The organism is Desulfotomaculum sp. OF05-3, from assembly GCF_003435535.1.
In the GTDB taxonomy this organism is placed as follows: domain Bacteria; phylum Bacillota; class Clostridia; order Lachnospirales; family Lachnospiraceae; genus Pilosibacter; species Pilosibacter fragilis.
The window spans coordinates 62,067-83,380 of the sequence record NZ_QWGO01000010.1 but is presented as its reverse complement, the minus strand read 5'-3'; the positions used below and the strand labels follow the sequence as shown (position 1 = coordinate 83,380).

Genomic DNA, 21,314 nt, shown 5'->3' with positions numbered 1-21,314 from the left:
ACAGCAATAATAAGTGACGGAATCACCTTTGATTCGGAGGATTGCTATGGATCGTTTGGGATTACTCTGCAGAAATATTTATGAGAACAACAAGATGACACAGCGGGAGCTTGCGGCGGCGATGAATCTTTCTCTCGGAACCTGCAACCATCTCGTGAAGGAAGGTCTGGACCGGGAGCTTTTTACCTTTGATCCGGCGGACGGATCTTATTCCCTGTTAAAGGGCGGTGTGGAGCTTTTAAGGAATTACCGGATGGACAGCGCCGTGATCCTTGCGGCGGGATTCGGGTCAAGATTTGTTCCGCTGACGTTTGAGACACCGAAGGGACTTCTTGAGGTCTACGGCGAGCGCATGATCGAGCGCCAGATCAAACAGCTCCACGAGGCCGGTGTCACGGATATCACGATCGTTGTCGGTTATTTAAAGGAGAAGTTCGAATACCTGATTGATAAGTTCGGCGTGAAGCTCCTCTATAACCCGGAATACCACAACAAGAATACGCTTACGACACTCTACCGCGCCCGGGAGTGTTTTATCGGAAGGAACACCTATCTCCTCTCTTCCGACAACTGGATGCGCAGCAATATGTATCACACCTACGAGTGCGGTGCGTGGTACTCTTCTGTATTTATGAAGGGAGAAACTTCCGAGTGGTGCCTCGAGACGAGCAAAAAAGGTCTGCTCACCGGTGTCAAGGTTGGCGGTGAGGACTCCTGGGTCATGTACGGACCGGTGTTCTTCTCGAAGGAGTTCTCGGAAAAATTCTTCCCGATCCTCGAGGAATACTATCATACCCCCGGAACAGAGCAGATGTACTGGGAACAGGTTCTCGCGGATCTCTTAAACGGTGAGGTCGACAGCCATCTTCCGGGCAAACACCATTTCCCGGTGCCGGAAATGTACATCAATAAACAGCCGGAGAATCAGGTTTACGAATTCGAGAATCTGGAAGAGCTCCGCCTGTTCGATGAGCGCTACCGGAACCACTCCGACAATATTGCTATGGAGCTGATCTCCAGGGTACTTCAGGTTCCGGAGTCTGAAATCACAGGAATCAAGTGTCTGAAGACGGGTATGACAAATAAATCGTTCCTTTTTAAGGTCCATGATAAATCCTATATCTGCCGGATTCCGGGACCGGGGACGGAGCTTCTGATCAACCGGAAACAGGAAAAGGCGGTCTATGACGCGGTAAAGGATTACGGGATCACCGAGCATGTTGTATACATGAACGGGGAGACCGGTTATAAGATCTCCGAATATTATGAGGGGGCCCGCAACAGCGATCCGCGCAACTGGGACGATGTGGCGCGGTGCATGGCGCTTGTGGAGAAGCTTCATGATTCCAAGCTCCATGTGGACCATTCTTTTGATATCCGGGAGCGGATCACCTTCTATGAGGCATTGTGCCGCGGATATGAGAAGAAGCTTTTTGAGGATTATCCGGAAGTAAAGTCCCATATGATGACACTGCTGGACCGCCTCGACCGTCTGAACCGTCCGAAGGTTCTGTCCCATATCGACAGTGTCTGCGATAATTTTCTGTTCCTGCCGAATGGGGATCTCCGCCTGATCGACTGGGAATATTCCGGTATGTGCGATCCGCTGATCGACGTGAGTATGTGCGCGATCTATTCTTATTATAATGATCTTGAGGTCGAGAAGCTGATTACAACATACCTGCACAGGGAACCGACAGCCGAGGAGCGGTTCGTCTACTACGCGTATATCGCACTCGGCGGATTCTTGTGGTGTTTGTGGGCGGTGTATAAGAGCAGTGTTGGCGAGGAGTTTGGCGATTATACGATCGTGATGTACCGGTATGCGAAGCGGTTTTATAAGAAGATCATCACCGCACCGGAATTTCTTGGAATCGGAGACGGCGGGACACTGAGATAACCATACTGGCGGTCTGCAGCTTTCCTGGTGCGACATTCGTAAGAACGCAGGTCAGGGAACTGGTCCGGAAAAGCCGAATAATCGCCGCATTTTCAATCGAATTTTCGCAAGACGTATCTGTAATTTTATGCTATACTGAAAATACGCAGATAACGTCCATAGAGTCCCGGGATGGAGCTGTGACAGGAATACAGTTATCCCGGGATCTTTTTTATAGCTGATCGACGGTTTCGGAAGTACAGCGCTGCCTGGTACCGGCAGTTACATCCGGCATCAGGTCTGTCAGCTTGCAAGATAAGAATTTTTATATACAACTTTTAAAGGGGGATTTCCATGAGACAAAAGAAACGGGCGGCGGCGCTTCTTTTAAGTGCCGTCATGGCTTTTTCCGCAGTGTCACCGGCGCTCCCGGCCTTGGCGGCCGTCTGGCAGAAGAACGCGTCCGGCTCCTATATCGGAAGCGACGGTTCCGTGCTTACCGGTATCCTGTCCCGGGGCGTCGATGTTTCCCAGTGGCAGCAGAATATCAACTGGTCCGCGGTCGCCGCTGATGATATCCAGTTTGCGATGATCGGTACCCGGTATAACAATGCGGTGGATCCGTATTTTGATGCGAATGTGCGCGGGGCAGCGGCGGCGGGCCTCCGCGTCGGTGTTTACCTTTATTCTTACGCAACGACTACGGCGATGGCGGAGTCCGACGCGGATTTTGTTCTGAATCTCATCAAGGATTATCCGATCTCCTATCCGGTGGTCCTCGATGTGGAAGCGCAGGAAATGAACGGGCTGACGCCGTCCCAGATCGCGGATATCATAAACGCGTTCTGTAAGAAGGTTGAGACGGCTGGATATTATCCGATGGTGTATACCAACGACTACTGGATCAGCAATAAGATCGATATGACGAAGGTCCACTATGATGTCTGGATTGCCCGTTATGACTCGAAGCCGACTTATCAGGGTGCTGCCCTCTGGCAGGCATCAAATCAGGGTACTGTAAACGGCATCACCGGAAATGTGGATATCAACTTTACCTTTAAGGATCTGAGCAGCAAGCTTCCGGCGAACCGGTGGCGGCTGATCGGGGATAAATGGTATTATTATAAGAATTATGTAAAGCAGACGGGCTGGATCAATGACGGGCAGAGCTGGTATTATCTGAACGCGGACGGAACCCAGTTTAAGGGCTGGCTGCTTCTCGACAACCAGTATTACTACCTTCTCCCTGCTACCGGACAGATGAAGACCGGATGGTTGAAGGCGGAGGACGCGTGGTATTACTTAAACTCCGACGGTACGATGGCGAAGGACTGGATTCAGGTTGATGGAACGTATTATTACCTGTTAAACGGTGCGATGGTGACCGGATGGCTGCGGATCGGAAACGATTATTACTATATGCGTGGCAACGGCTCTATGGTGACCGGATGGCGGAAGATGGACGGGAAGTATTACTACTTTAACAGCGACGGTAAGCTTGTCCGCGGATGGGCGGATATTGATGGAAAGCGGTATTTCCTCCAGCAGGATGGAACGATGCTGACGGGTTGGCAGACGATCGACGGCCTGCTGTACTACTTTGACGCAAGCGGCGCGATGGCGGCTGGCTGGACGAAGCTTGACGGTTACTGGTATTACTTCAATAATGAAGGAAAGCTGATGACCGGATGGATGCAGCTTGACGGAAAGTTCTACTATCTCCACACCGACGGGCGGATGGTCATCGGATGGCAGAGTGACGGAACGAATAAGTATTATATGGACACCGTATCCGGTGTGATGGCGGTGGGCTGGAAGCAGATCGATAAGAGCTGGTATTATTTCAATCAGGCCGGACATATGATCACGGGCTGGCTGAATGACGGCGGAAGGTATTATTATCTGAATCCGGCGGATGGCAAGATGATCGTGAACGGGTCATTTGTTGTGAATAATGTGAATTATACGTTTAACCAGAGCGGTGTGTGCCTGAGTGAGACGTCCGCGATCGACGGCGGCTCGGCGGGAAGTGTTTATACGCCGGGAACGGCCGGGACTGTGGCGAACGGAAATTATATAGGTACTCCGGCGGCGGGGAATGCGCAGAGTGGGATTACTACGGGTAATAGCGGAAGCGGAAATGCTGCGGCTGGATCCGCGCCGGGTGGTTCGACGACCACTGCGACCGGAGCCACGACTGCCGGATCTTCCCAGACGAATACGGGTATGTCGGCTGGTAATTACCAGACAGGCGGTCCGGGAACTTCAAACAGTACATCTACTTCCACTTCCAACAGTGGAACAAGCACCTCCGGCAGTTATCAGACCAGCGGACCTGGATACTCCAACAGCAGCTCAGGTTCCGGAAGCTCCAGTTCTGGCTCTGCATCAACTACAGTGCCGGGCGGCAATGCAGCAGGCAGCAATAACAATTATTATACAGACACCGGCAACGTGGCCGGACCGGGAAGCGCTAATGCGTACTATAACTATGGTTCCGGTTCTTCCAGTACGACTGTGCCGGGAAGACCAAGTTCTTCTTCGTCGTCGAATTTGTCCGAATATCAGACTAGTGGACCGAAGTAAGACTGTAATATCAGACTCTGTGTCAGTAAAAAACACGCCGCCCCGCAGGATCTTCTCCCGCAGGGCGGCGTTTTTATTGTCATACTATGTATTCTTATTTAGAGGTCTCTTACACCTCAAAGATCATATCCCCATAGCTCGGAATCGGCCAGTATTCTTTGTCTACGATCATTTCAAGCTGGTCTGCCGGGTCACGCAGAGCCTGCATCGCCGGGATGATCTCGTCGTAGCAGAAGTGGGCGCGCCTTTCCATGCTGTCGATGTGCTGATACTCTTCTACCAGGTCTTCAAGCTTCGCGCGGGCAACCTTCATGTCGGAGAGAAGATCTGAAACTTCGATGAGAAGCTCTGTCTGGACACTGTTGTCAGCTTCCGGGCATGCAGCCTTCACAGCGCTTAAGGACTGAGCGAGAACGGTTGTGTAGCGGACAACAGCCGGGATCAGCTGCTTTCCTGCGATATTGATCATCGCCTTCGCCTCGATATTTACGGATTTCGCGTAGGACTCATACTCGATCTCCGCTCTTGCCACCAGCTCTTCCTTCGTGTATACACCAAAGTCACCGAACAGCTTGAACGCTTTCTCGGTAACGAGGGACGGGATCGCGTCTACCATGCACTTTAAGTTCGGAAGTCCGCGGCGCTCTGCCTCTTCTACCCACGCCTCGCTGTAACCGTTGCCGTTGAAGATGATGCGGCGGTGATCAGCGAGAAGCTTCTTGATCATATCATGGACAGCGAGATCAAAATCTTCTGCCTTTTCAAGCTCGTCAGCCGCCTCTTTGAACGCTTCAGCGACGATGGTATTTAATACAACGTTTGCGGAGGAAACAGAGTCGGAGGAGCCGACCATACGGAACTCGAACTTATTTCCGGTGAACGCGAACGGTGATGTACGGTTTCTGTCGGTTGCGTCCTTATCAAAGTCCGGAAGAGTGGTAACACCGGTCTTTAAGGTACCGCCGGTCTTGGAGTGGGTCGCGGAGCCTGTGGAGATCAGCTGGTCGATCACGTCCTCAAGCTGCTCGCCGACGAAGATGGAGATGACCGCAGGCGGTGCCTCCTGAGCGCCAAGGCGGAAGTCATTTCCCGGAACAGCCGCGGACTGACGGAGCAGATCCGCATGGCGGTCAACTGCTTTCATAATGCAGGCAAGAACCAGAAGGAACTGGATATTCTCATGCGGTGTTACACCCGGATCCAGCATGTTGATACCGGTGTCAGAAGCCAGGGACCAGTTGTTATGTTTACCGGAACCGTTGACGCCCTGGAACGGTTTCTCATGGAGCAGGCACGCCATACCGTGACGGTTTGCGACCTTTTTCATTGTCTCCATAACGATCTGGTTGTGGTCAACGGCAAGGTTTGCCTTTGTGTAGATCGTTGCCAGCTCGTGCTGTGCCGGAGCGACCTCGTTGTGCTGGGTCTTTGCGGTAACGCCCAGCTTCCAGAGCTCTTCATTTAACTCTTTCATATAGGAACCGATCCGCTCGCGGATAACACCGTAATAGTGGTCATCCATCTCCTGTCCCTTCGGCGGCATCGCGCCGAATAAGGTACGTCCGGTGTAGATCAGGTCTTTTCTCTTTAAATATTTGTCGCGATCGATCAGGAAGTACTCCTGCTCCGGTCCTACGGACGGGGTAACACGCTTTACTTCTGTGTGTCCGAAAAGGTGGAAGATTCTTGTCGCCTCTTTGTCGATGGCCTGCATGGAGCGGAGAAGCGGGGTCTTTTTATCGAGGGCTTCGCCTCTGTAGGAACAGAAGGCGGTTGGGATACAGAGTGTTACGCCGGTTGCATCTTTCTTTAAGAATGCCGCGGAAGTGCAGTCCCAAGCGGTATATCCGCGGGCCTCGAAGGTCGCGCGCAGGCCGCCGGACGGGAAAGAAGAACCGTCGGTCTCACCCTTGATCAGCTCTTTTCCGGAGAGATCCATCAGAACTTTTCCCTGAGAATCAAAATTTCCGATAAAGGAATCATGTTTCTCAGCGGTCACACCGGTAAGGGGCTGGAACCAGTGGGTATAGTGGGTCGCGCCGTTGTCGACTGCCCAGTCTTTCATCGCATGGGCAACCACGTCCGCGATCGTCGGATCCAGCTCGCTGCCATCCTCGATGGTCTGCTTTAATTTCTTGTAGACGCTTTTCGGAAGGCGTTCCTTCATCACGGAGTCATTAAAGACGTTCTCTCCGAAGATTGCCTCCACATTGATAGTTTCGCTCATAGTTTTCCTCCTCAATTCTGTATAAGCTGCCCGTTATGGCATGGGGTGAAATCGTACTTTAAAAAGTATGAGAATTACCTGTAAATATTCAGCCTGTTCCAATCATGGTCTGCCAGGGTATTTCGGCTGAATTTCAATTTTAGCTTGAAAAAATGTTCTCCCTGATACTAGGGAGAACATTTTTAACTGCATGATAATGCAAGCTAAACGGCTTAGTCAGCTTTGCCGACAGAACCGAATAACTCCATTTTTGTCTTTACGGTCGCCTTGATCGCTTCTGCACCCGGCGCAAGGAGTTTTCTCGGGTCGAATCCCTTTCCTTCAAGGTCTTTTCCTGCTTCGATGTACTTTCTTGTAGCGTCTGCGAACGCGAGCTGGCACTCGGTGTTAACATTGATCTTTGCTACGCCGAGGGAGATCGCTTTCTTGATCATGTCTTCCGGAATACCGGTACCGCCGTGGAGAACGAGCGGCATATCGCCTACAGCCTCTTTGACAGCTGCAAGTGTCTCAAAGCTTAAGCCCTTCCAGTTTGCCGGATATTTTCCATGGATATTTCCAATACCTGCTGCTAACATATCAACTCCGAGGTCAGCGATCATCTTGCACTCGTTCGGGTCTGCACACTCGCCCATACCGATCACGCCGTCTTCCTCGCCGCCGATCGCTCCAACCTCTGCCTCGAGGGACATTCCCTTTTCACGGCAGATACGGATCAGTTCTTTTGTCTTCTCAACGTTCTCTTCGATCGGGTAGTGAGAACCGTCGAACATGATGGAGGAGAATCCAGCATCGATGCACTTTAAGCATCCCTCGTAGGTACCATGGTCTAAGTGAAGAGCTACCGGAACAGTGATCTTCATCTCTTCCAGCATACCGTTTACCATACCTACTACGGTCTTAAAGCCTGTCATGTATTTTCCTGCGCCCTCTGAAACACCCAGGATAACCGGGGATCTCAGTTCCTCTGCTGTCTGCAGGATCGCTTTTGTCCACTCAAGGTTGTTGATGTTGAAATGTCCTACTGCGTACTTGCCGTCTCTTGCTTTCTCAAGCATTTCTTTCGCTGTTACTAACATATAGGCCTCCATTTGAATCGTTATTTTGACAGAACAGCCTGTCCCGCCGGATCTGCCGTCTGTTTCCATTTATATGCGGAGCAGACGCCATCTATTCCCAACAGGTACTGTTGTCATGATAATTTTATTATAACCGATTTACCCTACTTTGAAAAGGTTTGTTTCACAGTTTCTTCCATTTCCTCCGGCTTGCACTGGCGGTTGTGGAGGATCTTCGCGTCGCGGATCTCCTCGATCGCCTGCGGGATCTTCACACCGGAAATGCGCTCCATCTCGTCGATCAGGGCGAACTCATCGGCATCTTCCTTCTTTCCGAAAACTGCCTCCATAACACTTCTGGAGAACTTGTACGGGCTTGCTGTGGATGCGATCACAGTCTTTGTGGTATCGCCGGTCTTCGCCTTATACTGCTCGTAAACGGCTGCTGCGACGCCTGTGTGTGTGTCAATCAGGTATCCGGTATCATCGAATACTTTCCGGATCTCCTTCGCATTCTCTTCCATATCTGCGTAGCCTGCGGCAAAGTCCTTCATGAATTCCTTCATGTCCTCAGTGATCTCGTATTTTCCGTTTGTGGAGAGCTGCTCCATCATCGCCTTTGTCTTTGCGGCATCTCTTCCGCAGCTTAAGTAGAGCAGGCGCTCTAAGTTGCTGGAGACGAGGATGTCCATGGACGGGGATGTGGTCAGGATGAACTCACGGTTCTTATCGTATGTGCCTGTCCGGAAGAAGTCATACAGGACCTTATTGTCATTGGACGCGCAGATCAGCTTGCCGAACGGAACACCCATCTGTTTTGCGAAGTACGCTGCCAGGATGTTTCCGAAGTTTCCGGTCGGAACTACGACGTTGACCTTCTCATTTTTTTCGATCTCACCGTTTGCGAGAAGCTTCGCGTAGGCGTATACATAGTAAACGACCTGTGGAACAAGGCGGCCGATGTTTATGGAATTTGCAGAGGAAAGCTGGAATCCCATAGCATCCAGTTCTTTCGCGAATTCTTTATCGCCAAAGATCTTCTTTACACCTGTCTGGGCATCATCAAAGTTTCCTTCGATTCCGACTACAGATGTGTTTGCGCCCTTCTGGGTCAGCATCTGAAGCTCCTGGACGCGGCTTACTCCGTTCTTCGGATAGAAGACGATGATTCTTGTTCCCGGAACGTCAGCGAATCCGGCCATAGCTGCCTTTCCGGTATCTCCGGATGTAGCGGTCAGGATCACGATTTCGTTCTTCGCATGGTTCTTCTTTGCAGCCGTTGTCATAAGGTACGGCAGAATGGAGAGTGCCATATCCTTGAAAGCGATCGTCTTTCCGTGGAACAGCTCCAGGAAATACATGCCGTCCGCCTTTGCGAGCGGTGCAATCTCCTCTGTGTCGAATTTCTCATCGTATGCATGGGAAATACAGTATTTCAGTTCTTCTTCCGTGTAATCGGTCAGGAACTGTTTCATAACTGCGTATGCCGTCTCCTGATATGTCATTCCGGCAAGCTCGTCCATCGTCACGTCCAACGTCGGGATGCGCTCCGGAACGTAGAGACCGCCGTCATCTGCAAGTCCTTTTAACACTGCCTGGGATGCTGTCACGCCAGTCTCCCCGCCGCGGGTACTTCCATATAATAATTCCATCGTTTTTCCTTCCTCTCTTTACGCAGATACAGTGGTAAACTTTACGGAAAGTGTAGCATACTTTAATGTCGCTTGCAAGATAAAATCAATGAAAACAGGGATCTCCTCATACACAAATATTCCTCGCAAAAGTCTATTTTTTATCTCTGTTTTATACTGGAGTAACTATCAATTTTCTCCTGCCTATGATATACTCGTCTCGTTACCCACTCCAATCTGGTGACAGAAAGGAGGTGTAAATTTGGATTATGTTTTTTCTTTTATAGTTGCTGTCATGGCTGGTGTGGTGTGTCACTACATCATCAAATGGTTAGACAGTAAACTGGATCGGTAACTAACCTGTAGATGCTCAACTACATAAAACGAGAAGAAACCCCTCAGAGATGCCGCTCTGAGGGGTTTCATTTTGTGTAAATTTGAACTATGTTCTATTTCTTTCTTAGCCATTATATCATATGCAAATTTCCTTTGCAATATACTCCGATATAACTTTCATCCATTTCTTCTATGCCACAGCCGCTTTCTTCTTTTTCATGATCTGCAGCGCCGCTGAAATTCCGACAAGAACGATACCGACAATGTCTGTCACGGTTCCCGGAATGATCAGGCAGAGACCTCCGACGATGGATAAGAGTCTCTCGATCACATTCAGGTTCGCGAACATATAGCCTTCAAGACCGGCTGCAACGCCGAACAGACCGATCAGGGATGTTACGATGATCGTTACAACACCGAGAACGCCTGTATCGATAAATAACATTGCCGGGTTAAACGCGAAGATATACGGTACGATGAACGCTGCGATCGCAAGACGGGATGCATTTAACGCGGTCTTCATCGGGTTGGATTTCGCGATCGCGGATCCTGCGTAAGCTGCAAGAGCAACCGGCGGTGTGATATCTGCTACGATACCGAAGTAGAATACGAACATGTTGGCAGCGATCTTGTTGATTCCCATACCATTTACAAGGATCGGAGCACATGTGGTAGCCATAATGATGTAGTTTGCAGTTGTCGGAACGCCCATACCAAGAACGATACAGGTAAGCATGGTAAGGAATAATGCTACGATCACGCGGTCACCGGCAACGCCGACGATTGCGGAGATCAGGAGCTGTCCAAGACCGGTCATTGTTACGACACCGGCGATGATTCCGGCAACGCCGCAGGCAACAGCTACGGAAAGTGTATTCTTACCGCCTGCCTCCAACGCGTTGATGAATCTTGTCGGGTTCATTCTTGTTTCTTTATTCGGCATGCTGACAAGGATTGCAAGGGCGGTAGCGATGATCGCTGCACGGGACATCGTGTAGCCCATCATAACCATTGCAACAAGGGCAACTAACGGAATAAGAAGATAACCCTGACGGACAAATAACGGTCCGAATTTCGGAAGCTCATCCTTCGGGATACCCTTTAAGCCAAGTCTCTTTGCCTCAAGGTGTACAGTAATGAAGATACCTGTGAAGTAGAGGAGTGCCGGGAAGATCGCTCTCATCGCGATCTCGCCGTACTGAACGCCTACCATCTCAGCCATTAAGAATGCGGCGGCGCCCATGATCGGCGGCATGATCTGTCCACCGGTGGAGGAAGCTGCCTCAACGGCACCTGCGAATTCACCCTGATAACCGGTCTTCTTCATTAACGGGATCGTTACGGAACCGGTCGTTACTGTATTACCAACGGAGCTTCCGGATACCATACCGCAGAGAGCAGAGGAGATAACCGCTACCTTTGCCGGTCCGCCTGTGGAAGCGCCTGCCAGAGAGTTTGCCAGCTGGATAAAGAATTCAGAAATACCGGTCGCCTCAAGGAAAGCGCCGAACAGGATAAACAGTGCGATATACGTGGAGCAGACACCAATCGGAGTACCGATAACACCACTCGTCGTATAGAACAGGTTGTAAACGATGGACTTTAAGACTACCGCGAAGGCTCTGCCCTGTCCAAGTCCGTTATAAAACGCGTAACCCACAAAGAATGTCGCCACACAGAGGATCGGAATACCTACAACGCGGCGGCATGTTTCTGCTAAGATCAGGATACCGATCACGCCAACGATAACCTCTGTCTGGCTGATTCGTGTCGCGTGGCCGATAATTGTTTTAAAGTTAAATACGAAATAGAAGTAAGCACCGGCTCCGAGTACCATAAGGATAATATCGTAGATCGGAACGGAATTCTTTTTTGAGCTTCCCTTTTTCATCGGATATACCAGGAATGAAAGGATAATTACAAAACCGACAAACAGGGAACGTCTTACACGCTCATCCCAGTTTGCAAACAGGTTCATATAGAGCATTAAAACTGAAAACGCTGCCAGAAGGAAACGAATGACCTGCTTCGGGGTGCCTTCCCAGATTCGGGTATTCGATTCACGGTCGTACTTTTTCATGATGGCTTCGACGTCTTCGGCGGTACCGGTCTCCACATCAGCCATCGGAGATGTGTTGACTTTCATGTTGTCTTTCTCTGCCATACCAATCCCTCCTTTATATTTCGTTTCCGGCGCTGCCCCTGTATACCCCCTATACAAACAGGCGCCGGATATGTCCGAAACTCTTTTAACGCTTAGAATCCTTTATGTTCACAGGAGAACTCTACTTTGCTGTTTCGTCCGCAGAGATCCCTCAAACTGATTTCTTTTCCGTGAAGTGTGAGTGTGTGGTCCGAGACCGTACCCACAATATATGAGAGATACGGCATTTCCTTGTCAAACCCGGAAACAACCATCTCCCCGTTTTCATCATACGTAAGCGTCTGCCCATCCTCGATCTCTGTCTGCACGCCCGCACCGAAATTATTGTAGATCGTGCGGATCACGTAGATCTTGTGGTCGCGGATCTCGTAAACGTCCGTCAACGGATACTTATTTACCGAGTGGATGAACGTTACAGAAAACTCATCCCCCTCTTTTACCCGGAAGCGGGCATATTCTGCGTTTGTGTCTCCGTTCCTCAGGACCAGATAGTCTCCGCTTCGTAAGGTATAGGCAAGAGTGGCAGCAATAATTGCCGTGATTATTGCTGCCACTGTAAAGAATCTTACTTTCCTGTTTTTCAAGGTAATTACTTGATTGCTCCTACTTCCTTGAAGTACTTCTCAGCACCCGGATGGAACGGAACAGAAATACCGGAAACCGCATATTCGAGATCAAGCTCTTCGCCCTTTGCATGTGTGGAAGCGATCTCATCTTTATTATCGAAAATAGCCTTTGTGAGGTTATAAACTGTTTCTTCGGAAAGCTTCGGGGATGCGATCAGAGTAGCTTTGATAGCAACTGTCTGAACATCATCGTCAACGCCCTTATAGGAGCCGCCCGGGATTGCGTATGTTGTGTAGAACGGATGTGCATCCGCAAGCTTCTTCGCATGCTCGTCATCGATCTCAAGAAGGTTGATCGCGTTTGTTGTAGCGAGCTCTACGATCGCTGTTGTCGGTGCGCCTGCTGTACAGAAGAAAGCATCGATCTTGCCGTCTTTTAACGCATCTGCGGAATCACCGAATCCGAGGTTGTTGACCTGGATATCATCGAAGGAGATGTCATAAGCCTCGAGGATCTGACGTGCGTTGAACTCAACACCAGAGCCTGCGTCACCAACGGATACTCTCTTGCCCTTTAAGTCAGCGACAGATTTGATATCGCCGGAGGATACGATCTGGCAAACCTCAGCGTAGAGGGCTGCAACTGTTGTGAAATCTTTTGCTGCGCCTTCTTCTGCGAAGAGGTCAGTTCCGTTGTAAGCATAATCCATAACGTCGTTCTGTACGATCGCGAGGTCTGCTTCACCGTCGTTTACAAGGTAGATATTTGCTTTGGAAGCACCAGTAGACTGAACGTTAATGTTCACTCCGATGTCTTTGCTGTTTAATACATTCGCGATTACACCACCGAATGCGTAATATGTACCGGTGGTTCCGCCAGTACCCATTGTTAACTTCTGGGCATCACCACTCGGGGCTGCTGCTGCGGCTGCTGTTGTTTCAGCTGCTGCCGCGGTAGTGTCGGCTGCTGCTGCGGCTGTGGTCTCTGCCGGTTTGCTGCCGCCGGAACAAGCGGTCAGTACCATTGCACAGGATAATGCGAGTGCCATTGCTGCGGAAAATCTCTTTCTCATATCTTTCTACCTCCTTTTTCTGTTCCTTTGCACAATGTTTCAGCAAAGGAAGCTTACGAACATATTATACATCTCTATTGTTACTTTTGCAACAAATATTAGTAATTTTTGTAAACGTCTGAAATCTTTCAGCTATTCGTTGCTTTTCTCATAATTGCAGTTGTTCACTTCCGTGATGTAAAGTTTTGACGCACAATTGCTTGAAATTCAAAAATTGTATCAGCTATTTTGTGTCTCTTTTATCAGTATATGCGTCATTTTTTCGCTAAATTCCTTGATCCTGTCTTCGATACCCGGAAGCTTCATGGCAGCACCGGCGTTGTTGGCTGTCTCCATCATGCAGAAATTGCCCGGGAGGTAGAAGGTCTTGTTCATATTGAGGGCTGTTACGAGCTGCCCAGCGAGAAGGTCACTGCCGGAATAGCCGGATACGATAATTCCGAACAGGGCTTTGTCGTAGAACCGTGTGGTCCGGAACAGGGCTGTCAGGCGGTTGATAAACGCCGTCATATTCGCGGACAGGGCATCGTTGTAGTTTGGACAGAGGAGCAGGATCGCGTCAGCCCACTTGACCGCCGGGTAGATATTTTCCACCATGGCTCCGCCGTAGAAGCATTTTCCCTGCTCACCAAAGTGCAGGCACATCTGGTATGGACATCCCGAACAGTCCACGAGAGTGCCGTTTCGCAGGTTGATCTCCTGAATCCTGATCCGTTCATCCAGGCACTCCTTTACTTTCTGCCAAATCGCCAGGGTATTGGAGGTCCTGTGGTTTGAGGCGTGAAGGACCAGAAGGTGCGATTCTTCTTTCGGCTGCCATGTTTCTTCCAGAATTTGATGTGCCAGGATCGCAGCGCTCTTTTTATAAGCGCCGAACCGATCGGTGTTCATATTGGCAGCCTGGATCAGGTAGTTATCGAGGGAGGCGGTTCCTTCCACCAGCGGGCGGCCGACAAAGGCACATCCGGCGCGGTTTGCCGCCACCGCAAGCTCTCTTGCCGTCGCTTTCGTGTAGAATTCGCTCTCCGCGTCGATGATCATCCCAGCAGTCGCCCCCGCGAGGACCTGGTCACCGCCCCGCAGCCAGGCGAGAACTTCGTAGTAACCGCGGTTGATGCCATTTCTCCCAAGTGGAACTGCAAACAGGAGTCTGCGTCCACGATATTTGAAGGGATCCTGCTCCAAAATTTCCATATCTTCCACGATCTCGGTATCGATCCCGTCAAGCGCCGCCCTCAAAACCTCGTCCATACGCGACCGTTCTTTCTCCGGGCCTCGTTTTTGCGGATATAGAACTAATAATCTGTCACTCTCCATGATGTATCACTCTCCCTGATAAATCTGCTTCACTCAATATACATGATCACTGATATTTTTATAACAACGGCTTTCCATCCTCAACACGGCACGTATAAAAATCCCGGCAGTTCTCCCCGACATACGGGAAACCTGCCGGGACAAATCAGATCAGCATTTTTCTATATTCTAGCCTTCGCCGCAGAAACAACCTCTACACGATCTTCGCAAGATTTTCAGCCGCGAACACGATCCTCTCATACAAAGCATCCGGCAGCGCCAGTGCCTCCGTCTCGAGGCCATGTTCTGTATAGCGGTTCTTCACGCCCATGTAAACGCCGCCGAGGAACACGGAACCGCAGTGCCACTGCTTTCTGAGCGTCATCAGGATCGAGATCGCGCCGGATGAGAACGCCGGGGCAACGAACGGTTTGTAGCCGATGGCGCGCATGTGGAGGTTTGCAGTGACGGTGAGATTTGTCAGTTCTTTTGAGAGCTCATCGTTGTAGTTTTCGATGGAATCCGCGATAACGAGATCCTGTCCGTGCGGTCCGAAGGAACGGCCTTCCGTCAAAAACTGCTTAAACCTCGGATCACGTTTTGCATAATATGCAGCTCTCGCATTCATAACACCGAGGCCGAATCCCTGTATCTGCTCCGGGAGAAGCCCCATCCAGTCGTACTCTCCTGCCTCATTCTTGTTGCTCTCAAGGAACGCGGTCTTCGCAAGCGGGTCCACCGGATCGGAGACGGCGCAGAATAAGCCCTTAAAGTTCTTTTCTCTCGCCATCTTCGCGTAATGTCCGATGATCTTTGAGTTGTTCTCGAACTGGTACATGCGGACATCCTTGACACCGGAACCGACCGGCGGGATTCCCTTTGAGGCCACGAATACGAACACATCACAGTCAAAGAGGTGATCCTGGTCCACAACGTCCACCTCCGGCATCGCGTCATAGTCCCACGGATAGGCGATCTGGTTCTCCTCAAACTCCCAGCGGGCAGTCACCTTGTCGGAGATATCACAGATTCCGATGGAGGAGATCACATCTCCGCCGAGAAGATGGAGACCTGTTAAGAGCATGCTGCCCACATCGCCGATCGCCAGAACATGGACACGCTTTTTGCCCTCTTTCGGCTTATATGCCAGGATCTCCTCAAATTTCGGGTGGGACGCGTTTACCGCGCGGAGTGTTCCGGCATCGAGCTGCGCGAGGAGATCCGCCGGGAGCTCCTTGATCTGTCTATCATCTGCGGACGTATTTAATTTGCTTGTGTTTAACCAGCTGACATCCTCTTTCTCCATGAAGAGTTCTGCCGGATGGTTTACAAGAAATGAGGCGCGACGGCTGCCAGGTCCGCCGGTAAAGAGCCAGGTGAGCTTTGTTCCTGCTGCCGGTTTCTCTGTTTTCTCATATGGCAGATCACCGTGCGCGGACGCGCAAAACATGTCTCCGATTTTATAATAGGTTACCATAATTTCATTCCCCCTGATTTCCATATTTTACTGCCATGCACCAAAGCCATTCAGGTCTGCCGACCTTACGGCTTTGATACACAGCCCACGATTATCGCAGATCTTCCTTTTAAGCCCTCAGCCTCTCGAAATTCCAGACGGCGTTCAGCATTTTATCCCTTGATCATAAACTCTTTCATCCTCCACAGCGTCTCCAGATCATTCTCCAGATATACTGACGCCGCCAGGTTCTCATCATACTCCATACAGCTTCCCTTATCCGGGCAGAGCGGCAGGATGACGGCCTCGGAGAGGCGTGAAAGGGTAAGGTTTTTCGCGTACATTTTCCGGTATTCCGCTTCAAGGACCTGGAAAAGATCCCTGGAATTCTCGATACAGCAGGCCGAGAACTCCACAAGCGCCTCCCGGCTGCAGCCGGAAAGTCTCGGCGTCGCGTAGGGCAGAATCATGTTGATGGACGGCTGAAGTCCCGCAACCTTCATCTCCTCACGGCGCACGGTATCGCCACCGATAAACGGATACAGTGTAGACTCCACGAACCACTGGCGCAGGTTCGGCATCGAGTAGATGCTCTCCACCGGCACCTTCAGGCACTGCATCAGGTCGCGGCCGTAGCCGGACAGGACGCCCACGACGACCTTCTTGATCGGGATCCCGTCTTCCCTGAGCTGCGGAACGAGCACCTGGAGCCGGTTCGCCGTGTGGACGAGGTCATCCACCAGGATCACCGGCCGATCGAAGGACTTGATGGTCTCGATCTGGCTTTTTAACGGTGAGTAGTACGGGAACGGCTCGATCGTAAAGCTGTTCAGATCCGGCTCATAGACCTTATCGGTATGCAGCGTCTTCGTCACCGTATTCGGCACAACCTTTCCACGCAGGATCTTACCGAACGGAACGCACATGTTCTTTCCGAGTCTTCTCGGCACCAGCGGCTCTCTCGGAACATCGTTGAGCGCCGTGATCCGGTCCACAAGACGATGATACATGATGCCGGATGATAAGGACAGTACAAGATTTCCCGGATACAGCTTCGTCATAGCGATCTGAAGCTTTTTGTGGTTTTTCTCCACAGCATCCAGAACCGCCGGATTGCTGGCAAACGGCTCCTTGATCGTAGTATCCAGGTTATGCAGGAACATTAACGGCTCATGCATGTCGACCATGTAGATCGTCCGCTTGTCGTTCTCGTCCGCCATATGCGGACGGATAAAGCCCTGTCTCTCCAGCACGTACACGACCTCTTTCGTCGCTGTGCCGCGCTCCGCGACAAACAATGCGAAACTGTAGTTTTTCTCCAACTCTTTCGCCAGCACTTCAACGAGAAGCTGCTGCGGGGCATCGCGGATCACCCCGCTGTCCCCGGTGCCGTCCTCTCTCGCATAGATGCCTGTGATCAGAAGGATCTCCCGGCTGCTCTTTCCGCGGACCAGGTTTGCCAGCTCCATGTCCTTTAAGACGCCGAACAGATCCTCGTTTCCGATCTCCCGGTAGCTCACAAAGCCCGCCGGGCGCTCACCTTCCACGGTATTTCTTAAGATCAGCAGGCGGTCATTCTCCACCTGGATCTTTGTCAGGATCGCCTGGGCGTCCGGATGTCCGTAGAGAACGGTGTTTCCAAGCTCGTCCAGTACCTCACGGTCCCTGCCCGCCGCGTTCTCGAAGGCGATAGCTTTCGCCCGTAAGATCGGCTTGAATTCCGGTTCCCGCAGGTACATGCCCTTGTGGTAAATGTATTCCTGGACTACCGGATCGATGAGGCTGGAAATATCGCGGTGGTTATCAATATTTTCACGGATCTTCGTGGAACTGATATCCTCCAGCTCCTGCGGAAGCTCCAACTGCACGACTTTCCCCCGGATCTGCTCATATATCTCCGTTGGATGTTCTTCACCCGGGCGGCGGAAGACGATGTGGTTGAAGGTATGAATGGAATTCTCCTCCGGCTCCTTTTTATAGGAGCTTGCGTTGTGGATCACGTCGGATCCCACAACGATATAGAGTTCTTCCGTCGGGAACATCTCCTTCAGCCTCCGCAGATCCGCCGGATTCGCGATATTTACCGGCGTGTTGTCCGGGAATAAATGGACATAAAACTCGTCCGCGATGGACATGTTTACGGTCTGGCGGCGCACCAGATGCGGCTGGGTCTTCTTCGACCAGGAAAACTCATCAATGGCAAGAAATACGGTAAATCCGAGCTCCTGGATCTTCTTTGCGATCCCCTTGTGGGATAAGGTAAACGGGTCAAAGGTTCCCGGGAAAAATGCGATCTTCTCCCGTGTCCTGGTCTCCACCGGACCTCCGAACAACTGGTAGCGAGTGATAAAACGGTCAATATGGGACAGAGTCGCGGCACGGTAGTAGAGACTCAGCTCGCCGCCCTTATTCTCATTTAACAGGAACAGGAGTTTCTTTGCGCAAAGGGAGAACATCCTGCTCTTGTCTCTCTCCGCAAGGATCTGTGAGCCGAAAATATGCTGTCCGATGACAAGCAGTGCCTCCTGGCGGACCTGCTCCCTGTAGTTTGCAAGACAGCTTAAAATCAGGCCGAGAAGCTTCATGCGGCGTTCTTCCGATACTTCCTCGGACTCATGGAAACGGACGGTATACCGCGAATAGCACTCCAAAAGGACTCCTAACGTATCGAGGGCAACGGACACGATCCGTTCATTTCCGTTCGCCAGCAGGATATGCAGACGTTCAATGATGTCATCAAGCTGTTCCGGCGGCAGCCATAAGGCAAACTCACCGAGGTATTCCGGGATGTATTTGGAGAACTCGTACTCTCCCACTTCCAGTCCCTTTAAGAGTTCCACCGCGATCTCATTTCTCTGGTCTGTTGTCAGTAAATGGGCAAGACGCAGGAGCGCGCGGCCCGCGTCATGGCGGACACCGACCTGCTCGCTGACCTTAATAAGGTTCGAAAAGTGCGCGCAGATGTGAAGCAGGTGATCCCTCTTTCCGTGATCGACCTGATCCGCAAGAAGCTTGATATTTACGGACTTCAAGATCCACGGGGTCGCGGATTTTAAGTTTTCAAGGAAGATATCGCTGACCACATCGTGTCCATAGAGAACTTCCCGCTGGGCAGTGGTGTCCAGGCGCAGGTTCGTATAGATCCGGTACTGTAAAAACAGCAGCGTGATCGTTCTCGGATTGATCCGGTGCGCCGCGTCGCAGACGATCTCGTAGCAGGCGCTTTCCGGCGGCACCGCCTGGGTCAGAACCTTTAAGACGCGGACGGCCGCGATCTGCACCTTCTCATCCGGGTCGTCCATATGGCTGATGGCAAAGCGGATCAGCTGCTCCAGACGGTCTCCTTTGCTGCAGAGGTCCAGCGGCAGGGAAAAAATGCAGTCCAGCAGGTAAAATACCGGGTCTCCCACCAGCCGGTGATGGCCGTCAAACCACTTCACGAACACGGTAAACAGCTCTTCCCGGACCTTCTCGGAGCTTCGCTCCATAGCGGATACCATGATAAATTTTAAGGAGTTCTGGATCCTGTGCTTCTGCTGGATCGTCAGGCGGTAGTCCGGACACACCAGCTGTCCAAGGTATTCCTCCCAGAGTGTCAGAGCCGTCTTGTCATCCGGGTCCGGCATGTTTTTCGGCAGCTCCTTCCGGTAACCGGCATTGAAATCTGCGAACATTTTTCCGATCAGTGCCGCCGCCTGTCTGCGGATATCGCCCTCACGGTTTAAGAGGAGCTCGTACAGGAAGCTGATGGTCTGCTCTTTCTGGCGGTGGTTCAGGTGGATCGAATATTCGTTGAACATGTTTAAGTAGGCGCGGACATTCTTCCAGTCTTTTTCGCTCCGAGCCGCCTCCAGGATGTTTCCGAACTGGCGCTCGGTGCCGAGGCGGTGCATGACATCGATGTTGTGCTCGATTCCCCAGAACACGTAGGAACGGACGATCTGTTTTCCGGACCGCAGAACGATATCCACCGTTTTTTCTGCCGGGTCCGGATTCCCTGTGAGGTCCACATCCACGCCTTTGTAGCGCATGTAACGCTCAAATTCGTAAAGGCGGGAGTAAACGACGCGGTAGCGGTTCCGTTTTGCCTCATCCACATTGTCGAGTTTTGAGAGGATGACATCAAAGGAATCTTTTAAGGTGTAGATCTTCGTGATCTCCCGGCCGTCCTCGCCGCGCATCTGTTTTACGCGGAAATCGGCGTAAATCAGAACCAGGGACTCCACAGAGATATTGTCGAGCTCCAGATCCCAGGTGGAGTGGTTCGCAGCGATGTGGCCGATTCCTTCCATGTGGTAGGCGGTGAACCACTGGTTCGTGTAGTAATAGTGAAGGTACGGGACCCGCTCGTTTGGCTTGCAGCCGAATTTTCCGAGGTCATGTCCCGCCGCCGCGCCGGATGCCAGCGCCAGATCGATGGGCACGCCTGCCTTATAAAGGCCCTGGGCCACCGCCATCGCAACGTAGTGGACGCCTGCGATGTGTCCCAGTGTCTCGAACGGGGTCGCCTCACGGTTTAAGCGCATCATTTCATATACATACTGGTCGCGGAATTCGCGGATAAAGTGGGCATACTCTCCTGCCCGCTCGAAATTCGCGTACTCTTCTTCGGTTAGAAGCTGAAAATCATCGTAGGGATCGAACGGCATGACTTTCCGTTCTTCGTCAAAGAAATACTGGAGTACGTTTAAGAAATAGAGCGCAGACGGCGCATAGGGAGCCGCGGACGCAGAGAAATCCCCATCAGGGTACAGAATGTGGGTCGAATATTTATAGGTGAAGGAGAGCCAGCCTTCTTCCGGTTCATTTGCGAGCTTTTCCATATCTTCGCGGCAGAATTCCAGGATTTCTGCGCAGGAAAAGCGTCTTGTCACCGGGAATGCTTTCCCGAATATTACTTCCCAGTGGTCTTTATTGAAGAGCTGCTGCATGCTGCGGCGGCTGAGACCGATCTTTTTTAAGAATTCTTTATCCGACAGACGGTTTCCAAGCTCTGTCACAAGGTGGCGGATATGTCTGTTATACATGGAAATACCTCCGTT

At 51.3% G+C, this 21,314-nt stretch carries 11 protein-coding genes; 2 read left to right on the top strand and 9 right to left on the bottom strand.

Translation table 11 applies throughout. From position 1 onward, the window contains the following. Nucleotides 1–46: 46 nt before the first annotated feature. On the top strand, nt 47–1,900 hold the full coding sequence (locus DXA87_RS07480) for a sugar phosphate nucleotidyltransferase (protein ID WP_015552279.1): 1,854 nt from the start codon (nt 47–49) through the stop codon (nt 1,898–1,900). A 333-nt stretch (nt 1,901–2,233) separates the two neighbouring features. Further along, complete coding sequence (locus DXA87_RS07475) at nt 2,234–4,465, top strand: GH25 family lysozyme (RefSeq protein WP_117503726.1); 2,232 nt, start codon at nt 2,234–2,236, stop codon at nt 4,463–4,465. Between the two features lie 109 nt (nt 4,466–4,574). Here the strand turns inward: DXA87_RS07475 and DXA87_RS07470 are convergent, their stop codons facing one another. The 9 genes from DXA87_RS07470 to DXA87_RS07430 form a co-directional block, all read right to left on the bottom strand. Then, entirely contained in the window at nt 4,575–6,692 is a 2,118-nt protein-coding gene (locus DXA87_RS07470; protein ID WP_117503725.1) for a glutamine synthetase III, read from the bottom strand. A 212-nt stretch (nt 6,693–6,904) separates the two neighbouring features. Beyond that, nucleotides 6,905–7,771, bottom strand: coding sequence for a class II fructose-1,6-bisphosphate aldolase (gene fba / locus DXA87_RS07465; protein WP_015552276.1), 867 nt, complete (start codon nt 7,769–7,771; stop codon nt 6,905–6,907). Between the two features lie 143 nt (nt 7,772–7,914). Further along, nucleotides 7,915–9,402 (bottom strand): threonine synthase, encoded by a 1,488-nt coding sequence (gene thrC, locus DXA87_RS07460; RefSeq protein ID WP_117503724.1) that lies wholly within the window; start codon nt 9,400–9,402, stop codon nt 7,915–7,917. Nucleotides 9,403–9,907: 505 nt separating this feature from the next. Beyond that, nucleotides 9,908–11,881 carry a TRAP transporter permease gene (locus tag DXA87_RS07455; protein WP_117503723.1) on the bottom strand — a complete coding sequence of 658 codons (1,974 nt, stop codon included), beginning with the start codon at nt 11,879–11,881 and terminating at the stop codon, nt 9,908–9,910. 92 nt (nt 11,882–11,973) lie between these two features. After that, nucleotides 11,974–12,435 carry a DUF1850 domain-containing protein gene (locus tag DXA87_RS07450; protein ID WP_158553043.1) on the bottom strand — a complete coding sequence of 154 codons (462 nt, stop codon included), beginning with the start codon at nt 12,433–12,435 and terminating at the stop codon, nt 11,974–11,976. A gap of 35 nt (nt 12,436–12,470) precedes the next feature. Then, a complete protein-coding gene (locus DXA87_RS07445) occupies nt 12,471–13,520 on the bottom strand; it encodes a TAXI family TRAP transporter solute-binding subunit (RefSeq protein WP_117503722.1) in 1,050 nt (349 codons plus the stop codon). Between the two features lie 219 nt (nt 13,521–13,739). Beyond that, nucleotides 13,740–14,837 carry an NAD(P)H-dependent oxidoreductase gene (locus tag DXA87_RS07440; protein ID WP_117470540.1) on the bottom strand — a complete coding sequence of 366 codons (1,098 nt, stop codon included), beginning with the start codon at nt 14,835–14,837 and terminating at the stop codon, nt 13,740–13,742. 193 nt (nt 14,838–15,030) lie between these two features. After that, nucleotides 15,031–16,293, bottom strand: a complete 1,263-nt coding sequence (locus DXA87_RS07435; RefSeq protein ID WP_117503721.1) for a lactate dehydrogenase — start codon at nt 16,291–16,293, stop codon at nt 15,031–15,033. A 152-nt stretch (nt 16,294–16,445) separates the two neighbouring features. Beyond that, nucleotides 16,446–21,299, bottom strand: a complete 4,854-nt coding sequence (locus tag DXA87_RS07430; protein ID WP_117503720.1) for a cytidyltransferase-related domain protein — start codon at nt 21,297–21,299, stop codon at nt 16,446–16,448. Between the last annotated feature and the right edge of the window lie 15 nt (nt 21,300–21,314).